The following is a 17,021-nucleotide window of genomic DNA, read 5'->3' as shown; positions in this document are numbered from 1 at the left end:
GTACTCTTTAGATATCAATATGGAACTGCGCCATCTTCGCTATTTCGTCGTCACTGCCGAGGCCCAGCATTTCACGCGCGCGGCCGAGTTGCTGGGCATGGCGCAGCCGCCGCTCAGCCAGCAGATCCGCCAGCTTGAAAAGGAAGTGGGCACGCCCCTTTTTGACCGCACGGGCCGCGGGGTGACGCTGAACGAGGCGGGACGCGCGTTCCTGGCGTGCGCGCAGGACATCCTGCAACGCGCCGATGCGGCCGTGCGCACGGCCCAGCGTGCCGCGCGCGGCGAGGTGGGCGAACTGACGTTGGGATTCACCGAGTCGGCGTCTTTCAACGGCGTGGTGACCGAGCTGATCCGCCAGTACCGCGAACGCTACCCGGAAGTTGAAATGACGCTGTCGCAGGGCGACAGCGAAACGCTGGTGGCGCAACTGCGCGACGGCGCGATCGACGCCGCGTTCGTGCGCCCGCCCTTTGCGCTGGACGGCGGATTGACGTTCACGCAACTGGTGGAGGAACCGCTGGTTGTGGCGATGCCGATGGGCCATGCGCTGGCGCGCCGCAAACGGCTCGCGCCCGCCGATCTGCAGCAGGAAACCTTCATCCTGTACTCGCGCAAATCGGGCTACGGCCTCAGCGCGGACATCATGGCGGCGTGCCGGCAGCACGGGCTGAGCCCACGCATCGGGCAACAGGCGCCGCAGTTGTCATCGGCCGTGAACCTGGTGGCGGCGGGGATGGGCGTGGCGATCGTGCCGGCTTCGCTGCGCCCCCTGCGCCCGGACGGCGTGCTTTACCGGCCATTTGCGCTGGATTGGCCGCGCGCGGTGCTGGGGTTGGCCGTGCGCGATGCAACCGGTGCACGGGCCGCCAATCTGCTTGCGCTGGCGCGGGCTCGCCGCAAACCCTGACGCGCTTTCCTGGCCTGCACGCTCAATCGTCGTGCGATTCGTGCACGGCAATTGCGCCGCGCTTCCAGTAGCTGGCGGCGCGGATGCGGCTCTTGTCGATACCGTGTTGGGCCACCATGATCTCGCGCACCGCTTTCGCGGTGGCCGATTCCGCCGCCACCCACACATAGCCTTCGCCCTGCGGCAACGCCAGCTCGCGCGCGGCTTGCAGCAAGAGCGTGCTGTAGCCCGGCGCGGTCCCGTTGCGATGCAGCCAGCGCACCGATGCCTTCGCGGCCGTTTGCAGCGGGATTTCATTCTCTGCCGCCGGCACTTCGATCAGCACCAGCGCCTGCGCCGAGGCGGGCAGTTCTTCCAGCCGGCGCGCGATGGCGGGCAGCGCGGTCTCGTCGCCGATCAACACATGCCAGTCGAACGCCGTGGGCACCACAAACGAACCGCGCGGTCCGCCGATGCCCAGTTGCTGGCCGGGCGCGGCCTGTTCGGCCCAGGTCGAGGCCGGGCCGTCGCCGTGCAGCACGAACTCGATCTCCAGTTCCTGGCGCGCCGTGTCGAACCGGCGCGGGGTGTAGTCGCGCGCGGCGGGCCGGGGCGCGCCGTCGGGAAACTTGATGCCGTCCGGCCCGGCAGTGGGCAGCACGGGCGGTTGCGAGGGATCGGCGGGGAAAAAGATCTTCACGTGATCGTCGAAGGACGCGGACACGAAGTCCTGCAAGTCTTCGCCGGTGAAAGTCACACGGGCCAGCAGCCCGGCGATGCGCTCGACGCGCGCCACGGTCAGGGTGCGCATCTTGAGGGTGTGGCGCACGCGCGCCACGGTGAGGTCGCTTTGATTCATGGGTACTCCAGTCAGTTGGGACGGGATCAGGCGCCGGACTTGCCGTTGATCTCGTCGGTCGCACGCGCCAGGATGCCGGCGATGCGTCGTTGTTCGGCGGGCGAGGCGTCGGTGCGATCCAGTAGCGCGCGCTTGAGCGCCTGGCGCGCCTTAACGAATTCGGGCAGCCAGCCGGTGCGGGTGTCCTCGCCTTCGGGCCCGGTCTCGCGCGGCTGGCCGCTCCAGGCCTGGCGCATGTAGTCCATCTTGCGCGCCACGTGCTTGAGCTTGTTGAACATCAGCGTCAGACGCTCGCGGTTGGCGTCCAGGTGCGCCTTGCCGGGTTCCGCGAGGTGATAGCGCTTCTTGGCGCCTTCCTGTTCGACGGTGGCGTAGCCCAATTCTTCCAGATAGGTAAGCGCGGGATACACCATGCCGGGGCTGGGCGTGTAGAAGCCGTTGCTGAGCGCGCCCAGCGCCTTGATGAGTTCGTAGCCGTGGCTGGGGTTTTGCTCCAGCAGGCCCAGCAGCATCAGTTGCAAGTCGTCGCTGGACACCTTGCGGCTGCGGGTGAAGCCGCGGCCGTCGCCGCCGAAGCCGTCTGCGTCGCCGTGGCCGTGGGCGCCACCCGAGAACCAGTCGCCGCCCGCGCTGGCGTGACGCGGATGGTGATCATGATGATGGCCGCCGTGATGGTCGGAATGCGGGGCGTGGGGATGGGCGTGGCCGTGGCGACCATGATGCTGACAATGGCCGCGATGGCCATGGGCGCGGCGTCCGCCGGCAGCGCGCTGGACGGCGGCGATGAACGAAAAGGGGGACATGAATGCCTCTTACGATATGTCTTACGATAGCTCGTACGATATACCTGGCGGTTTGTAGGCGTCAACTCCCCCGTTCGTTTTCCGCCGCCGGCAGGTCTTCAGCGCGTCTTATCGCAGCGGCTCGCACGGCGCGGTGGCCCCCCCTGCACCCATTGGGCGAAGTCCGCCGCCTTGGGCTCGTCCGGCGCGGGCGCATAGACCACGAGCCGCAGGTGGCGGCTTTCATCAACGCTCAAGGTGGCGTGTTCGAATGCGATATCACCCAGTGATTCCACATGCAGCGTACGCAGGCCCATGCACGAACCATGCACGTCGTGTTCGCGCCACCAGGCCCGGAAATCGGGCGACACCCGTTCCAACTCATCGACCAGTTCGGCGATGTCGGGCACGCCGGCGGCGCTGGCGAAGTCGCGCCGGAACGACGACAGCATGCGAGGCGCCTGCGCGGTCCAGTCCACGAAGCGCTCGCGCATCGCGGGGTCCACGAACAGCATCCAGAGCAGGTTGCGGCGGCCCGGCGCCTGCCCGGAAAAATTGAACACCTTGTCCGCGGCGGCGTTCCACACCACCACGTCCCAACGCAGATTCAGGATGTACGCGGGGCGCGCGGGCAGGTCGTCCATCAGGCGGCGGACCTGCGCGGGCACGGTGCACCACGTGCGGCCGGTCTCGGCCGGCGGGCGCTGATGCGCCAGCAGATAGAGGTGGCGGCGCTCGGCATCGTCCAGCCGCAGCACGCGCGCCAGGTTTTCCAGAAACGCCGCTGACACGCTGATATTGCGGCCCTGTTCGAACCACGTGTACCAGGCCAGCCCGACGCCCGCGAGCGCCGCGACCTCCTCGCGCCGCAACCCGGGCGTGCGGCGACGGCGGCCGGGCGGCAGCCCAAGGTCGGCGGGGCTGAGCCGCTCGCGGCGCAGGCGCAGGAATTCGGAAAGATCGGCGCGGGTGCGGTCCAGACGGTGCGCCGCAGCCGGCGCGGGCGGGGTTGGGGGCAGGGATGCGGTCATGACGCTGTTGCAGGAAGTAATAGCATAAACAGCTAAATTGTATAAGGCTGAAGGTCCGACCAGAATAGCGCCGATCCTGACTTCCTGGCCTTTTCCATGTCGACCTCCTGCCTTCCCGCCACGCCCTCGCCCGCGCTCACGGACGCCGATTCGCCGCGCCTGGGCAGTCTTGGTCTGGCCGTGCTGCTCTCCGGCGGATTCATCACGATCTTCGACCTCTTCGTCGTGAACGTTGCCATCCCCAGCATGCAAGCCACGCTGTCGGCCAGCTTCGCGCAGATCAACTTCATCATCGCCGCCTACGAACTGGCGTACGGGGTGCTGCTGATCGCGGGCAGCCGGCTGGGCGACCGGCACGGCAGGCGGCGGCTGTTCATGCTGGGCATGGCGGGTTTCGCATTGGCATCCGCGTTGTGCGGCCTGGCGCCCACGCCGGACACGCTGATCGCCGCGCGCATTGTGCAAGGCGCCGCGGCGGCCCTGCTGTTTCCGCAGGTGTATGCGCTGATTCGCGTCAGCTTCGAGGGCCACGCGCGGCGCCGGGCGTTTGCGTTGCTGGGCATGACGCTGGGCCTTGCGGCCATCGCCGGGCAGGTGCTGGGCGGATGGATCGTCCATGCGGATCTGTTCGGCCTGGCCTGGCGCACCATCTTCCTCGTCAACCTGCCCCTGGGCCTCTTGGCTTGCTGGCTGGCGCGTCACATCCCTGAATCCGCCGAACCTTCCGGCGCGGCGATGGATTGGGCTGGGGCCGCTCTCGTGGGGCTGGGGTTGGCGTTGCTGCTGCTGGCGCTGATCGAGGGGCCGGCTCGTCAATGGCCCGCCTGGACGCTCGCCTGCGGCGCGGCGTCAGTCGCCGCGTTGACGGCATTCGTGCGGTTGCAGCGCCGGATCGCCGCGCGCGGAGGCGCGCCGCTGGTGGACATGGCCTTGCTGACGCAGCCGCGCTTTGCGGCCGGGTGCCTTGTCGTGATGCTGGTGTTCTCCACCGCCAGCGCCATGTTTCTTTGCTATGCCCTGCTGGTGCAGACCGGTTTCGGCCGCGATGCGCTGACGGCCGGGCTGATCTTCGCGCCAGCCAGCGCCGGGTTCGTCGCCGGCTCGATGGCCGCGCCCCGGCTGGTTGCCCGGTATGGGACTCGGGCGATCGCGCTGGCCGCGCTACTGTACGGCGGCGCGACGGCTGCCCTGATGCTGCACACGGAATTTGCGGGCGCCGATCTGGACCCTTGGACGCTCTTGCCCGCGCTGGTGTGGCTGGGCGCGGCGCAAGGCGCGGTCAACACGCCGCTGGTGAACCTGGCGATGGGACTGGTCCAGGACCGCCACGCGGGCATGGCCGCCGGCGTGGTGTCGACACTGCAGCAGGTGGGCGCGGCGCTTGGCGTATCGGCCGCGGGCATGCTGTATGGCGGTGCGCTGCAAGCCCATGCGGATGCGGGCGTGGCCGAACGCCATGCGCAGGCATTCGCGTCAGCCATGCAGTTCAACGTCGCGGCCATTCTTCTGGCGGCCGCGCTGTTGTGGCGGCTGGGCCGTCAGCGCTGACCGCGTTCGGACTTGTGGCGCGACCGTGCCGGCGCGTTTACCCCGCGGACAATTCGCGGGCGCGCTGCTGCGCCTTGTGCACCGCCTGCGTGATGGCCTCGGCCACGCCCGCCTGCTGCATATGCGACAGCGCGGCGTAGGTGGTGCCGCCCTTGGAGGTGACGCGCTCCTGCAATTCGGTGAGCGGCACGTCTTCGCTGGCGGCAAGCTCTGCCGCGCCGCGGAAAGCGGCGACCGCGAGCCTGCGGGCGTCGGCAGGCGTGAAGCCCAGCTCGACAGCGCCCTTCTCCAGCGCCGCCATGAAGTGAAACACGTAGCCGGGACCGCTGCCGGTCACCGCGGTGACGGCGTCGATCATGGCTTCGCTGTCGGTCCAGATGCGCTCACCGACGGCCGCGAAAAGCGCGTCGACCTGATCGCGCTCGGCCTGCCCGCAGGCCGGGGTGGCGTACAGGCCGGTCATGCCCAGCCCCACCTTCGCCGGCGTATTGGGCATGGCTCGCACGATGCGCGCGTGGCCGCCCAGCCAGTCCGACAATGCCGCCAGTTCCACGCCCGCCGCGATGCTGACCACCGTGGCGTCGGCCGGCAGATGCTGGCGGACCTGGCCACACGCCTCGCGCAGCACCTGCGGCTTGGTGGCCAGCACGCACAGGCCCGCGTCGCCGATGTCGCTGCTGACCTGCTCCAGGCACGGCAAGCCGCGCGCGACCAGCGCCTCGCGCGTGGGCGCGTAGGGCTCGATCACCAGAAAATCGGTCAGCGCCCGGCCCTGGCCGAGCAGCCCGTCGATGATGGCGGAGGCCATATTGCCGCCGCCGATGAAGACGATCTTTTCACGCATGTTGCTTCAGTTCCAAAGAGGGATTGCGGACCGGGCCGGCGTGGCTGCAACGCCGGCGCGCGGGATGGAGATTCGACAGTCTACGGGCATCGCGATACATCACGCCTTCGTCAGCGGCACGCCTGCCTGCGACGACGAACGCGTGCCCGGCAGCGGATGGCAGGACTCGGGGTGATAGGTGTGAACCACCGACAACTTCACGCGGTCGCTGCGGTTGCCCTGCGCGGCGTGCAACGTGCGGCAGTGAAAGAACACGACGTCGCCCGCCTGCAGTTCCGGACAGACGGCGCGCGCGATCCAGTCGGCGTTCTGCGGCACGTCCTCGCGGAAGAACTTCTTTTCGTCGAATTGTTCCGGCGTATAAGCCGCCGTGTGCGAACCAGGAATGAACGACAGGCCGCCGTTGGCGCGCGTCTCTGGCCCCAGGGCCAGCCAGCAGGACACCAGGTCCGTGTCCGAGAACGACCAATAGCGGATGTCCTGGTGCCAGCCGGTCAGGCTGCCGTACGCGGGATGCTTGGTCATCACGCAGTTGTGGTGCACCGTGGACAGCACGGGCGTCTCGTTGAAGTAGCGCTGCAGCCACTGCCCGATGCGCGGATTGGTGGCCCATTGCGCGAACAACGGATCGCGCGCGTAGGCGTTGAGCAGCCGGCGCACCGTCAGGCCGCCTTCGGCGGTGCGCGATGCCGGTGCACCGGGGTAGCGCAGGTCGGCTTCGTATTCGATGGGTGCGACGTGATCGCGCAAATGGCGCTCGGCCAGCGCGCGCAGCGCGGCGACCTCTTCCAGGCTGGCGAACTGGCGCGCCACCACGAATCCCTGCTCACGCAGCACGGCTATCTGATCATCAGGCAATAACCCGGACATCTCGATCCTCACAGCCCGCGTCGGAAAGCGGCGCGTCTGCGGGCGGGCAGGCGCGCACCGGCAAGGCGCCGGTCACGCGGGATGGCTAGATTACCAAAACGGCCTCAGCCCGCGGGGGTCTTCTCGGGGTGGACGGCAGGCGCGCCGAGCCGGGCAGCGTCGCGCTCCTGGACTTCGTGGTGAACCCATTCGCGCCAGACGGCCACCAGCAGCGCCATCAGCACCGGGCCGACGAACAATCCCACGATGCCCATGGTCTTCACGCCGCCCACCAGCCCGAAGAAGGTTGGCAGGAACGGCAGCTTGACCGGGCCGCCCACCAGACGCGGGCGCAGCGTCTTGTCGACGATGAACAATTCCACGCTGCCCCAGACCATCAGCGCGATGCCCGCGACCACATGGCCCGAGCCCACGAGATACAGGGACACCAGCGTGAATGACAGCGGCGCGCCCCCGGGGATCAGGGCCATGAACCCGGTGACCACGCCCAGCAACACGGGCGACGGCACGCCCGCGACCCAATAGGCGATGCCCAGCACGACGCCTTCGCCCAGCGCGATCAGGCCCATGCCGGTGACCGTGGAGTTGATGGTGGCGGGCACCACGCGCGAAAAGCGCTGCCAGCGCGCCGGCAGGATGCGTTCGCCCAGCACATCCAGTTGCGCGACCATGCGGATGCCGTCCTTGTAGACGAAGAACAGCGTGATCAGCATGAAAAGGACCGTCAGCAGCAACTGGAAGACGTTGCCCGTGGCGGCCAGCGCCATGCGGTAGATGTTGCCAAGGTGCTCGCCGCTGACCGCTTCGACCAGCGCGCCCAGCGCGTGGGGCTGGCCAATATAGGATTCCCAGTATTGCGCCAGGCGGTCGCCCACGACCGGCATCGAGGAAATCCATGCGGGCACGTCCACGCCATGCCGGTTGGCGGCGATGGCCCAGGCGACGAACGCGCTGGCTTCCTTGATGGCATAGGACAGGGCCAGCGACAGCGGAACGATCAGCACCACGACGACGACCAGCAGCGCGAGCGACGCGGCGACTGCCGTGCGGCCGCCGCACCGGACGACGAGGCGTTGATACAACGGCCAACTGGCCAGGCCGATGATCAGCGCCGCCAGGGCCGGGACCAGGAATCCGCTAAGAAAGTAAACCCCCGCCAACAGCACAAGCAGCAACAGCCATCGGGCGATGAGGTAAGCGGGTAGAACAGGCTGCATAGCGCGAATCGACTGTAAGGGCGTTGTAGGCTTTGACTGTCGGACTATACAGACGTTTCATGCGATTCGAGGGACGTAAGGGCTGTATTTACTACGGGGTTTCCCGCGCTTAACGCACATGGCGGACCCGAGGGTCCGCCATGTCGTTGCGCCGGATGCGATGACTTACAGCAGGTATTCGGCGGCTTCTTCGCGCGCAGTGCGGCGGCGCGGGGCCATGTCGGCCAGCGCGGGAATGGCCGGCACAGGCGGTTGCGCCTGCGTGGTCTGACCCTGGTTGCGCTGGTACACGGCGCAAGAAGCGGCGGCTGGATCGGTCTCGTCGCGGCCGCTGAGCAGCGGACAGCCGGCAAACAGGTCGGCGACCCAGTCGGTGAAGGCCCGCACCTTGGGCGACAACTGCCGGCTCTGCGGATACAACACCGAAATGGCCGTCGAGCTGGGTTTCCACTGCGGCAGGATCTCGATCAGCTCGCCCGATTGCAGGTACGGCAGCGCCATGTAGCGCGCAGTCTGGATCAGGCCGAAGCCTTTCAGGCCGCAATCCAGGTACGCGCCCGCTTCGTTCACGGCCACCGTGCCCTTCATGTCCACTTCCTGGTGCTTGCCGTCCACCTTGAAGTCCCACGCGCAATTGCGGCCGGTGCGGCTGGAAAAATAATGCACCGCATGGTGATCGCGCAGCGATTCGATGGTTTGCGGCATGCCGTGGCGCGCCACATACGTGGGGGACGCGCAGGTCACGGTCTGCAGGGTGCCGATGCGGCGGGCAACTAGGCTGGAGTCTTCGAGGTCGCCGGCGCGGATCACGCAGTCCACGGCTTCCTGGACCATGTCGACCGGACGGTCGCCCAGGCCCAGCACCAGCTCGACGTCGGGGTATTTGTCGTGGAAATCACACAATGACGGGATCAGGATCAGCCGGCCGATGCAGGTCGGCACGTCGATGCGCAGGCGGCCCTTCAGACGCAGGGCGGCTTCCTGGAAGCACGCCTCGGTTTCTTCCACGTCGGCCAGGATGCGCACGCAATGCTGGTAGTAGCCCGCACCATCGGGCGTCAGGCCAATGCGGCGGGTGGTGCGGTTCAGCAGGCGCACGCCCAGGAGGCGTTCCAGATTCTGAATGATGGTGGTGACGGTGGTGCGCGGAAGCGATAGGCTGTCGGCCGCCCGGGTGAAGCTATTGGCGTCCACGACGCGCACAAACACCTGCATAGCCTGAAAGCGGTCCATGGCAAGGGTGTCCTTAGGCAAATAAGTCGGGGTGAACGGAGCATAACCCGATTTCGCCGCTGATTAGTCATTCTCCACGAACAGTGTTGCCGGGAAAGACAGGTTTATCCGCCCGGACAAAACACTCAGAATGCAAACCATCTTGAAGTGCCCTTGCCGCCCGGCGCAAGAAAAGGGCATGTCAATCCTCAGATTCCGCACCGCAGCGGCCCGCCCTTACCCGGTGGCCACCGCCTCCAGATCAGCGACCCCGGTCGATGCTGCATTGCAGCATATCCATATGACCCCGGATTCTTAGGACTGGCATCCCCGCACCGCCGTCTTCTGTTTTCCCCGCATTCCGGGCAAGCGCGCTTCCGCCTCTAAAGAACCACTCAAGGAAACACCATGGTTTCGCGTAAACGTATTGCTGTGCTCGTCGTATTTGCAGCCGTGCTGGCGGCCGGTGGCGGCTACGCCCTCACCCGCGGTCCCGCGGGCGGCAATGTCGCCATGGCGCAGGGCGCCCCCGCCGCGCCCCCGGTCGAGGTGGCCGAGGTGGTCAACAAGACCATCGTCGACTGGCAGCGCTATTCCGGCCGGCTGGAGGCCATCGACCGCGTGGACATCCGGCCGCTGGTGTCCGGCACGCTGACCGCCGTCCACTTCAAGGACGGCAGCATCGTCAAGAAGGGCGACGTGCTCTTCACCATCGACCCGCGCCCCTACGCGGCCGAGGTGGACCGCGCCGCCGCCGCGCTGACGGCCGCCAAGGCCCGAGCCGCCTACACGGCGTCCGAACTGGCCCGCGGCCAGCGCCTCTTGGCCGACAACGCCATCGCCCGCCGCGACTTCGAGGAAAAGCAGAACGCCGCCCGCGAAGCCGCCGCCAACCTGCAAGGCGCGCAGGCCGCGCTGGACTACGCCAAGCTGAACCTGGGCTACACCCGCATCGAGGCGCCCGTGGACGGCCGCGTCTCGCGCGCCGAGGTCACGGTGGGCAACGTGGTGGCCGCCGGCGCCGCGTCGGTGCCGCTGACCACGCTGGTGTCGGTGTCCAAGATGTATGCATCGTTCGACGTGGACGAACAAACGTTCCTGCGTTACGTGAACCCGGTGCGCAACGGCCGCGCCGGCGCGGTGCCGGTCGAACTGGGCCTGGCCAACGAAGATGGCTACTCGCGCACGGGCGCGGTGCAATCGGTGGACAACCGCCTGGATGCCACCTCCGGCACCATTCGCGTGCGCGCCGAATTCGACAACGCCGACGGCACGCTGCTGCCGGGTCTGTACGCCCGCATCCGGCTGGGCGGCAGCGAACCGCGCGCGGCCGTGCTGATCGACGAACGGGCCATCGGCACGGACCAGGACAAGCGCTTTGTGCTCGTGCTGGACGACAAGAACCACGCCGTGTACCGCCAGGTGAAGCTGGGCGCCAACCAGGAAGGCCTGCGCGTGGTGGATTCGGGCCTTACCGCCGGCGAGCGCATCGTCGTCAACGGCCTGCAGCGCATCCGCCCCGGCGATGCCGTGACCCCCACTGTCGTCCCCATGGTTGCGGCCAAACGTAGCCCCGGCAACCCGGTCAAGACCGCCTCGGCACAGAACTAAGCCGACGCGTCGAACGAGAACGTTTATGAATATCTCGAAATTCTTCATCGACCGGCCGATCTTCGCCGGCGTCCTATCTATCCTGGTGCTGCTGGCGGGCCTGTTGGCCATGTTCCAGCTGCCCATCTCCGAATACCCGGAAGTCGTGCCGCCGTCGGTGGTGGTGCGCGCGCAGTACCCGGGCGCCAACCCCAAAGTCATCGCCGAAACCGTCGCCTCGCCGCTGGAAGAATCCATCAACGGCGTGGAGAACATGCTGTACATGCAGTCGCAGGCCAACAGCGACGGCAACCTGACGCTGACGGTGAACTTCAAGCTGGGCGTGGACCCGGACAAGGCGCAGCAGCTGGTGCAGAACCGCGTGTCGCAGGCGCTGCCGCGCCTGCCGCCGGACGTGCAGCGCCTGGGCGTGACCACGGCCAAGAGCTCGCCCACGCTGACGCTGGTGGTCCACCTGATCTCGCCCAACGACCGCTACGACATCACGTACCTGCGCAACTACGCGATCCTGAACGTGAAGGACCGCCTGTCGCGCATCACGGGCGTGGGTGAAGTCACGGTATGGGGCTCGGGCAACTACTCCATGCGCGTGTGGCTCGATCCGCAGAAGGTCGCCCAGCGCGGCATGACCGCGTCCGAAGTCGTCAACGCGATCCGCGAGCAGAACGTGCAGGTCGCGGCCGGCGTGATCGGCGCCTCGCCCACGCAGGGCGACGTGCCGCTGCAGCTGAACGTGAATGCGCGCGGCCGCCTGCAGACCGAGGACGAATTCCGCGACATCATCCTGAAGACCTCGCCGGACGGCGCGGTCACACACCTGTCCGACGTGGCGCGGGTTGAGCTGGACGCCCAGGAATACGGCCTGCGCTCGCTCTTGAACAACAAGCAGGCGGTGGGCATGGGCATCATGCAGTCGCCGGGCGCCAACGCGCTGGACGTGTCCAGCCAGGTGCGCGCGGCGATGGCCGAGCTGGCCCAGGACTTCCCGCCGGGCGTGGAATACCGCATCGAATACGATCCCACGCAGTTCGTGCGCTCCAGTATCGAGGCCGTCGTGCACACGCTGCTCGAAGCCATCGCGCTGGTCGTGCTGGTGGTGATCCTGTTCCTGCAGACCTGGCGCGCGTCCATCATCCCGCTGCTGGCGGTGCCCGTGTCCATCGTCGGCACGTTCGCGCTCTTGCTGATGTTCGGCTACTCCATCAACGCACTGTCGCTGTTCGGCATGGTGCTGGCCATCGGGATCGTGGTGGACGATGCCATCGTGGTGGTCGAAAACGTAGAGCGCAACATCGCGGCCGGCTTGAGTCCGCGCGACGCGACCTATCGCGCCATGCGCGAAGTCAGCGGTCCCATCATCGCCATCGCGCTGACGCTGTGCGCCGTGTTTGTGCCCCTGGCCTTCATGACGGGCCTGACCGGCCAGTTCTACAAGCAGTTCGCCATGACCATCGCCATCTCGACGGTGATCTCGGCCTTCAACTCGCTGACCCTGTCGCCCGCCCTGTCGGCCCTGCTGCTCAAGAGCCACCACGACAAGCCCGATTGGCTGACCCGCGGCATGAATCGCGTCTTCGGCCGCTTCTTCAACTGGTTCAACAACATGTTCGGCCGCGCGTCCGAGTCCTACGGCACGGGCGTGGCCAGCGTCATCCGCCGCAAGGCCGGCGCGATGGGCGTCTACGCCGTGCTGGTCGCCGCGACCCTGGGCGTGTCGTACCTGGTGCCCGGCGGCTTCGTGCCCGCGCAGGACAAGCAGTACCTGATCGGCTTCACGCAGCTGCCCAACGGCGCCTCGCTGGATCGCACCGAAGACGTGATCCGCCGCATGAGCGACATCGCCCTGAAGGAACCCGGCGTGCAGTCGGCCATCGCCTTCCCCGGCCTGTCGATCAACGGCTTCACCAACAGCTCCAGCGCCGGCATCGTGTTCGTCACGCTCAAGCCATTCGACGAACGCCGGGGCGCCGAGCTGTCCGGCAACGCCATCGCGGCCTCGCTGAACCAGAAGTTCGCAGCCATCCAGGATTCGTTCATCGCCGTGTTCCCGCCCCCGCCCGTCATGGGCTTGGGCACGCTGGGCGGCTTCAAGCTCCAGCTGGAAGACCGCGCGGCGCTGGGCTATGCCGAACTGGACAAGGCCAAGCAGGCCTTCCTGGAAAAGGCGCGCCAGACGCCCGAACTAGGCCCCACGTTCTCCAGCTACGAGATCAACGTCCCGCAGCTTGACGTGGACCTGGACCGCGTAAAGGCCAAGCAGCTGGGCGTGCCGGTGACCGAAGTCTTCGACACCATGCAGATCTACCTGGGCTCCATGTACGTCAACGACTTCAACCGCTTTGGCCGTGTGTTCCAGGTGCGTGCGCAAGCCGACGCGCCGTTCCGCGCGCACGCCGACGACATCCTGCAACTGAAGACCCGCAACGCCGCCGGCGACATGGTGCCGCTGTCCTCGCTGGTCACGGTCAAGCAGACCTTCGGCCCGGAAATGGTCGTGCGCTACAACGGCTACACCGCCGCCGACATCAACGGCGGCCCGGCCCCCGGCTTCTCGTCCGACCAGGCGCAGGCCGCGGCCGAGCGCGTCGCCGCAGAAACCCTGCCGCGTGGCGTCAAGTTCGAATGGACCGACCTCACGTACCAGCAGATCCTGGCGGGCAACGCCGGCCTGTGGGTGTTCCCGATCAGTGTGCTGCTCGTCTTCCTGGTGCTGGCCGCGCTGTACGAAAGCCTGACCCTGCCGCTGGCCGTGATCCTGATCGTGCCGATGAGCATCCTGGCGGCGCTGACCGGCGTCTACCTGACCGGCAACGACAACAACATCTTCACGCAGATCGGCTTGATGGTGCTGGTGGGGCTGTCGGCAAAGAACGCGATCCTGATCGTGGAGTTCGCCCGGGAGCTCGAGATGAACGGCCGCACGCCGCTGGAAGCCGCCATCGAGGCCAGCCGCCTGCGTCTGCGTCCCATCCTGATGACGTCCATCGCGTTCATCATGGGCGTGGTGCCGCTGGTGCTGTCGTCGGGCGCCGGCTCCGAAATGCGCCACGCCATGGGTGTCGCCGTGTTCTTCGGCATGCTGGGTGTGACCCTGTTCGGCCTGTTCCTCACGCCGGTGTTCTATGTCCTGCTGCGTTCGCTCGGCGGCAAGAAGCTGCACTCGGCCGCGCCGCATGAAGCGCCCGTCTGCGTGCCGCACATCGACCCGAACGCGCCGCCCGCCCCGCAACACCACGCGTAGGCCGGCAAACCAGAGTAGCCAGCGCGTCCTGTCCAGTGGGATGGGACGCGCGCCAAAGAGAAACGTCATGATGATGAAAAGAATGACCCGAGGATCCGCCCTGCTCGCCCTGCTGCTGGTGCTGGCCGGCTGCGCGGTGGGTCCCACCTACGAGCGGCCCTCGGCCGACACGCCGGCGGCCTTCAAGGAAGCCGCCCTGCCCGCGTCCGAAGCCGGCACGTGGAAGCCCGCCGAGCCGTCCGAAGACGCGCTGCGCGGCGCCTGGTGGAAAGTGTTCGGCGACGAAGGCCTGAACCAGCTCGAAGAGGAAGCCCAGCGCGCCAACCAGGACCTGAAGGCCGCCGCGGCCCGGCTGACGCAAGCGCGCGCCCTGCAGCGCGAAGCGCGTTCCGGCTTCTTCCCCAGCCTGGACGCCGGCTTCGGCCCCAACCGCCAACGCCCGTCGGCCGTGTCGCAAGGCCTGCCCGACGGCACGTCCACGTCGCCCGTCACCACGTGGCGCGCCCAAGGCGCCGTGTCCTACGAGGCCGACCTCTTCGGCCGAGTCGCATCGACCGTGGACGCCGCCACCGCCGACGCGCAGCAAAGCGAAGCGCTGTACCGCTCGGTGCTGCTGGCCCTGCAAGCCGACGTCGCCACCACCTACTTCCTGGTGCGCGAACAGGACGCCGAGTCGCGTCTGTACCACCAGACCGTCAAGCTGCGCACGGACACGCTGCAACTCATCCAGCGCCGGTATGACGCCGGCGACATCAGTGAACTGGATCTGGCGCGCGCCAAGGCTGAACTCGCGTCGGCGCAATCCGAGGCCCTGGGCATCGACCGCCGCCGCGCCACCGCAGAACACGCGCTGGCCGTCCTGCTGGGCCGCGCCCCGTCGGAATTCACGATGCCGCCGCAGCCCATCGAACAGATCGCGCTGACCATCCCCGCCGGCCTGCCGTCCACGCTGCTCGAACGCCGCCCCGACATCGCCGCCGCAGAACGCGCCATGGCCGCTGCCAACGCCCGCGTCGGCGCCGCCAAGTCCGCGTTCTTCCCGCGCCTGGACATCACCGGCGCCTTCGGCTACGAGTCCTCGGAGCTGGGCAACCTCTTCCAATGGTCCAGCCGCACGTTCCTGCTGGGCCCCCTGGTCGGCGCCGCCCTGTCCATGCCCATCTTCGACGGCGGCCGCCGCCAGGCCGGCCTGGACCGCGCCCGCGCCGTCTACGAGGAAGACGTCGCCGTCTACCGCCAGACCGTCCTGAACGCGTTCCGCGAAGTCGAAGACAACCTGGCCAACCTGCGCATCCTCGCTGACCAGACCAAGGCCCAGAATGCAGCCGTCGAAGCCGCCGCCCGCGCCGCAAAGCTCTCGCACACGCAGTACCGCGAAGGCTCCATCAGCTACCTCGACGTGATCGAAGCCGACCGCAGCGTCCTCTTGCAACAGCGCGTCTCGGTCCAATTGACCGGGGAACAGGCCCGCTCGACAGTGGGACTGATCCGCGCCATCGGCGGCGGCTGGGAGAATCCGGTGCCGCCGGAGAAGGTGGCGGCGAAGTAAGGGCGACGCGGCAGCAGCAAGTGCTCGCGTCAGGTGTCTGGCGCCCGCATGGGAAACCCGTTAACTGCGACGGGGGCTCCTGCGATGTCGGACACCTGACCGGCTACGTCGCGCCATGAGATGACCGAGCCAGATTTGGCTCGCCCAGGCCAAATCTGGCCTGAATTTCTTTTTTTGTTTTCAAGGACTTAATAAAACCGAGCCACACATGGCTCGACATTGCGGGCGAGAAAAACACTTTCCGTTATTTTTGGCAATCCACGACGAAGTGGCGACGCACGCAAATGCAGATAAGCACTTGAAAACAAAGCATAAACATGCGTGGAAGCCCTAACTGGCACGGACTTTGCGTTGAAGGTTGAGCCATCGCCGATGGCACAAGGGCCGATCAGGCCCTTTCGCAACCTTCACAGGAAACCAGCAAATGCCGACTCCCGCCTATATCAGCATCCAGGGCAAGACCCAGGGCAACATCACCCAAGGCGCGTTCACTGCCGACTCCGTGGGCAACGTCTACCAGGAAGGTCATGAAGATCAGATCCTGGTCCAGGAAATCGAACACCTGATCGCCACGCCGACCGACCCGCAAAGCGGCCAGCCGTCGGGTCAGCGCGTCCACAAGCCCTTCGTGTTCACGGCGCCCCTGAACAAGGCCACCCCGTTGATGTATCAGGCCCTGGCCTCAGGCGAAATGCTGCCGGAAGTCGAGGTGAAGTGGTATCGCACCTCGACCGAAGGCAAGCAGGAGCACTTCTTCACCACCAAGCTCGAAGACGCCACCATCGTCAACATCAACACGGCGCTACCGCACGCGCAAGACCCGAGCAAGGCCGAGTACACCCAGCTGGTCAAGGTCGCCATGGCCTATCGCAAGATCACCTGGACCCACGCCATCGCCGGCACTGAGGCCTCGGACGACTGGCGCAAGCCGCAAGAAGCCTGATCCCGGGCTTCTGAGCATGGCCGGCGCATCGCGCGCCGGTCGTGCGGTAAGCCCCGGGATGCCGAGTCCCTCTCCCGCACCTCAAGCCATCTCATTTCAGGAATCCCAGCGTGAGACCCATTGTTCTTGTTGGACACCGGCACAACTGCCCCGTCCATGGCAACGGCACGGTCGTCACCGGCGCAAGCGAAGCCATGGTCGATGGACGCGCCGTGGCGCGCATCGGCGACCGCATCAGCTGCGGCGCCATCATTCAAACAGGCTCGCCCGGCACGATCATCGAAGGACAACCAGCTGCACGCCAAGGCGACCGGACCAGCCATGGCGGCACACTCGTAGAGGGCGAAGCCGGCTGGCTGGTGGAGTAACCCACATCCTTTCAGATGGCAGGAGCGCTCTGTCAGCGCCCTGCCTCCTCACCGCAGATT

14 protein-coding genes are annotated in these 17,021 nt (G+C 67.1%); 7 read left to right on the top strand and 7 right to left on the bottom strand.

The features are described 5' to 3' along the window. The first annotated feature begins 19 nt into the window (after window positions 1-19). Complete coding sequence (locus HV786_RS00350) at window positions 20-907, top strand: LysR family transcriptional regulator (protein WP_175209682.1); 888 nt, start codon at window positions 20-22, stop codon at window positions 905-907. Window positions 908-929: 22 nt separating this feature from the next. On the opposite strand, the gene HV786_RS00345 is transcribed toward HV786_RS00350, so the two are convergent. From HV786_RS00345 to HV786_RS00335, 3 genes are all read right to left on the bottom strand, one after another. Then, window positions 930-1,745 carry a siderophore-interacting protein gene (locus HV786_RS00345; RefSeq protein WP_175209680.1) on the bottom strand — a complete coding sequence of 272 codons (816 nt, stop codon included), beginning with the start codon at window positions 1,743-1,745 and terminating at the stop codon, window positions 930-932. A gap of 26 nt (window positions 1,746-1,771) precedes the next feature. Then, the gene (locus tag HV786_RS27260; RefSeq protein WP_252870320.1) at window positions 1,772-2,548 is read right to left on the bottom strand and encodes a PadR family transcriptional regulator; all 777 of its coding nucleotides are present in this window, start codon (window positions 2,546-2,548) and stop codon (window positions 1,772-1,774) included. Window positions 2,549-2,646: 98 nt separating this feature from the next. Beyond that, window positions 2,647-3,558, bottom strand: a complete 912-nt coding sequence (locus tag HV786_RS00335) for a helix-turn-helix transcriptional regulator (RefSeq protein ID WP_175209678.1) — start codon at window positions 3,556-3,558, stop codon at window positions 2,647-2,649. A 96-nt stretch (window positions 3,559-3,654) separates the two neighbouring features. Between HV786_RS00335 and HV786_RS00330 the strand changes: the two genes are divergently transcribed. Further along, complete coding sequence (locus HV786_RS00330; RefSeq protein ID WP_128829383.1) at window positions 3,655-5,106, top strand: MFS transporter; 1,452 nt, start codon at window positions 3,655-3,657, stop codon at window positions 5,104-5,106. A gap of 37 nt (window positions 5,107-5,143) precedes the next feature. On the opposite strand, the gene proC is transcribed toward HV786_RS00330, so the two are convergent. The 4 genes from proC to HV786_RS00310 form a co-directional block, all read right to left on the bottom strand. After that, on the bottom strand, window positions 5,144-5,950 hold the full coding sequence (proC, locus tag HV786_RS00325; protein ID WP_056324707.1) for a pyrroline-5-carboxylate reductase: 807 nt from the start codon (window positions 5,948-5,950) through the stop codon (window positions 5,144-5,146). A 99-nt stretch (window positions 5,951-6,049) separates the two neighbouring features. Beyond that, complete coding sequence (locus HV786_RS00320; protein WP_128829384.1) at window positions 6,050-6,820, bottom strand: phytanoyl-CoA dioxygenase family protein; 771 nt, start codon at window positions 6,818-6,820, stop codon at window positions 6,050-6,052. A 104-nt stretch (window positions 6,821-6,924) separates the two neighbouring features. Next, complete coding sequence (locus tag HV786_RS00315) at window positions 6,925-8,037, bottom strand: AI-2E family transporter (protein WP_062841256.1); 1,113 nt, start codon at window positions 8,035-8,037, stop codon at window positions 6,925-6,927. Window positions 8,038-8,202: 165 nt separating this feature from the next. Continuing rightward, the gene (locus HV786_RS00310) at window positions 8,203-9,270 is read right to left on the bottom strand and encodes a LysR family transcriptional regulator (protein ID WP_128829385.1); all 1,068 of its coding nucleotides are present in this window, start codon (window positions 9,268-9,270) and stop codon (window positions 8,203-8,205) included. A gap of 387 nt (window positions 9,271-9,657) precedes the next feature. On the opposite strand from HV786_RS00310, the gene HV786_RS00305 reads away from it, so the two are divergent. From HV786_RS00305 to HV786_RS00285, 5 genes are all read left to right on the top strand, one after another. Next, entirely contained in the window at window positions 9,658-10,860 is a 1,203-nt protein-coding gene (locus tag HV786_RS00305; RefSeq protein WP_175209676.1) for an efflux RND transporter periplasmic adaptor subunit, read from the top strand. A gap of 25 nt (window positions 10,861-10,885) precedes the next feature. Next, complete coding sequence (locus tag HV786_RS00300; RefSeq protein WP_062841259.1) at window positions 10,886-14,101, top strand: efflux RND transporter permease subunit; 3,216 nt, start codon at window positions 10,886-10,888, stop codon at window positions 14,099-14,101. Window positions 14,102-14,168: 67 nt separating this feature from the next. Then, window positions 14,169-15,650, top strand: a complete 1,482-nt coding sequence (locus HV786_RS00295) for an efflux transporter outer membrane subunit (RefSeq protein ID WP_420809616.1) — start codon at window positions 14,169-14,171, stop codon at window positions 15,648-15,650. A gap of 424 nt (window positions 15,651-16,074) precedes the next feature. Continuing rightward, window positions 16,075-16,593, top strand: a complete 519-nt coding sequence (locus HV786_RS00290; protein WP_063954754.1) for an Hcp family type VI secretion system effector — start codon at window positions 16,075-16,077, stop codon at window positions 16,591-16,593. A 110-nt stretch (window positions 16,594-16,703) separates the two neighbouring features. Next, window positions 16,704-16,961 carry a PAAR domain-containing protein gene (locus HV786_RS00285; RefSeq protein ID WP_128829995.1) on the top strand — a complete coding sequence of 86 codons (258 nt, stop codon included), beginning with the start codon at window positions 16,704-16,706 and terminating at the stop codon, window positions 16,959-16,961. Window positions 16,962-17,021 lie beyond the last annotated feature (60 nt).

Source organism: Achromobacter mucicolens, assembly GCF_902859725.1.
Taxonomy (GTDB): domain Bacteria; phylum Pseudomonadota; class Gammaproteobacteria; order Burkholderiales; family Burkholderiaceae_B; genus Achromobacter; species Achromobacter mucicolens.
Note: the sequence above shows the minus strand (reverse complement) of the source record. Positions and strands in the feature narration are given on the sequence as shown.

Excerpts from the sequence above, each read along its gene's own strand:
- HV786_RS00350 (WP_175209682.1), top strand. The coding sequence starts at position 20 with ATGGAACTGCGCCATCTTCGCTATTTCGTCGTCACTGCCGAGGCCCAG.
- HV786_RS00345 (WP_175209680.1), bottom strand. The coding sequence starts at position 1,745 with ATGAATCAAAGCGACCTCACCGTGGCGCGCGTGCGCCACACCCTCAAG.
- HV786_RS27260 (WP_252870320.1), bottom strand. The coding sequence starts at position 2,548 with ATGTCCCCCTTTTCGTTCATCGCCGCCGTCCAGCGCGCTGCCGGCGGA.
- HV786_RS00335 (WP_175209678.1), bottom strand. The coding sequence starts at position 3,558 with ATGACCGCATCCCTGCCCCCAACCCCGCCCGCGCCGGCTGCGGCGCAC.
- HV786_RS00330 (WP_128829383.1), top strand. The coding sequence starts at position 3,655 with ATGTCGACCTCCTGCCTTCCCGCCACGCCCTCGCCCGCGCTCACGGAC.
- proC (WP_056324707.1), bottom strand. The coding sequence starts at position 5,950 with ATGCGTGAAAAGATCGTCTTCATCGGCGGCGGCAATATGGCCTCCGCC.
- HV786_RS00320 (WP_128829384.1), bottom strand. The coding sequence starts at position 6,820 with ATGTCCGGGTTATTGCCTGATGATCAGATAGCCGTGCTGCGTGAGCAG.
- HV786_RS00315 (WP_062841256.1), bottom strand. The coding sequence starts at position 8,037 with ATGCAGCCTGTTCTACCCGCTTACCTCATCGCCCGATGGCTGTTGCTG.
- HV786_RS00310 (WP_128829385.1), bottom strand. The coding sequence starts at position 9,270 with ATGGACCGCTTTCAGGCTATGCAGGTGTTTGTGCGCGTCGTGGACGCC.
- HV786_RS00305 (WP_175209676.1), top strand. The coding sequence starts at position 9,658 with ATGGTTTCGCGTAAACGTATTGCTGTGCTCGTCGTATTTGCAGCCGTG.
- HV786_RS00300 (WP_062841259.1), top strand. The coding sequence starts at position 10,886 with ATGAATATCTCGAAATTCTTCATCGACCGGCCGATCTTCGCCGGCGTC.
- HV786_RS00295 (WP_420809616.1), top strand. The coding sequence starts at position 14,169 with ATGATGATGAAAAGAATGACCCGAGGATCCGCCCTGCTCGCCCTGCTG.
- HV786_RS00290 (WP_063954754.1), top strand. The coding sequence starts at position 16,075 with ATGCCGACTCCCGCCTATATCAGCATCCAGGGCAAGACCCAGGGCAAC.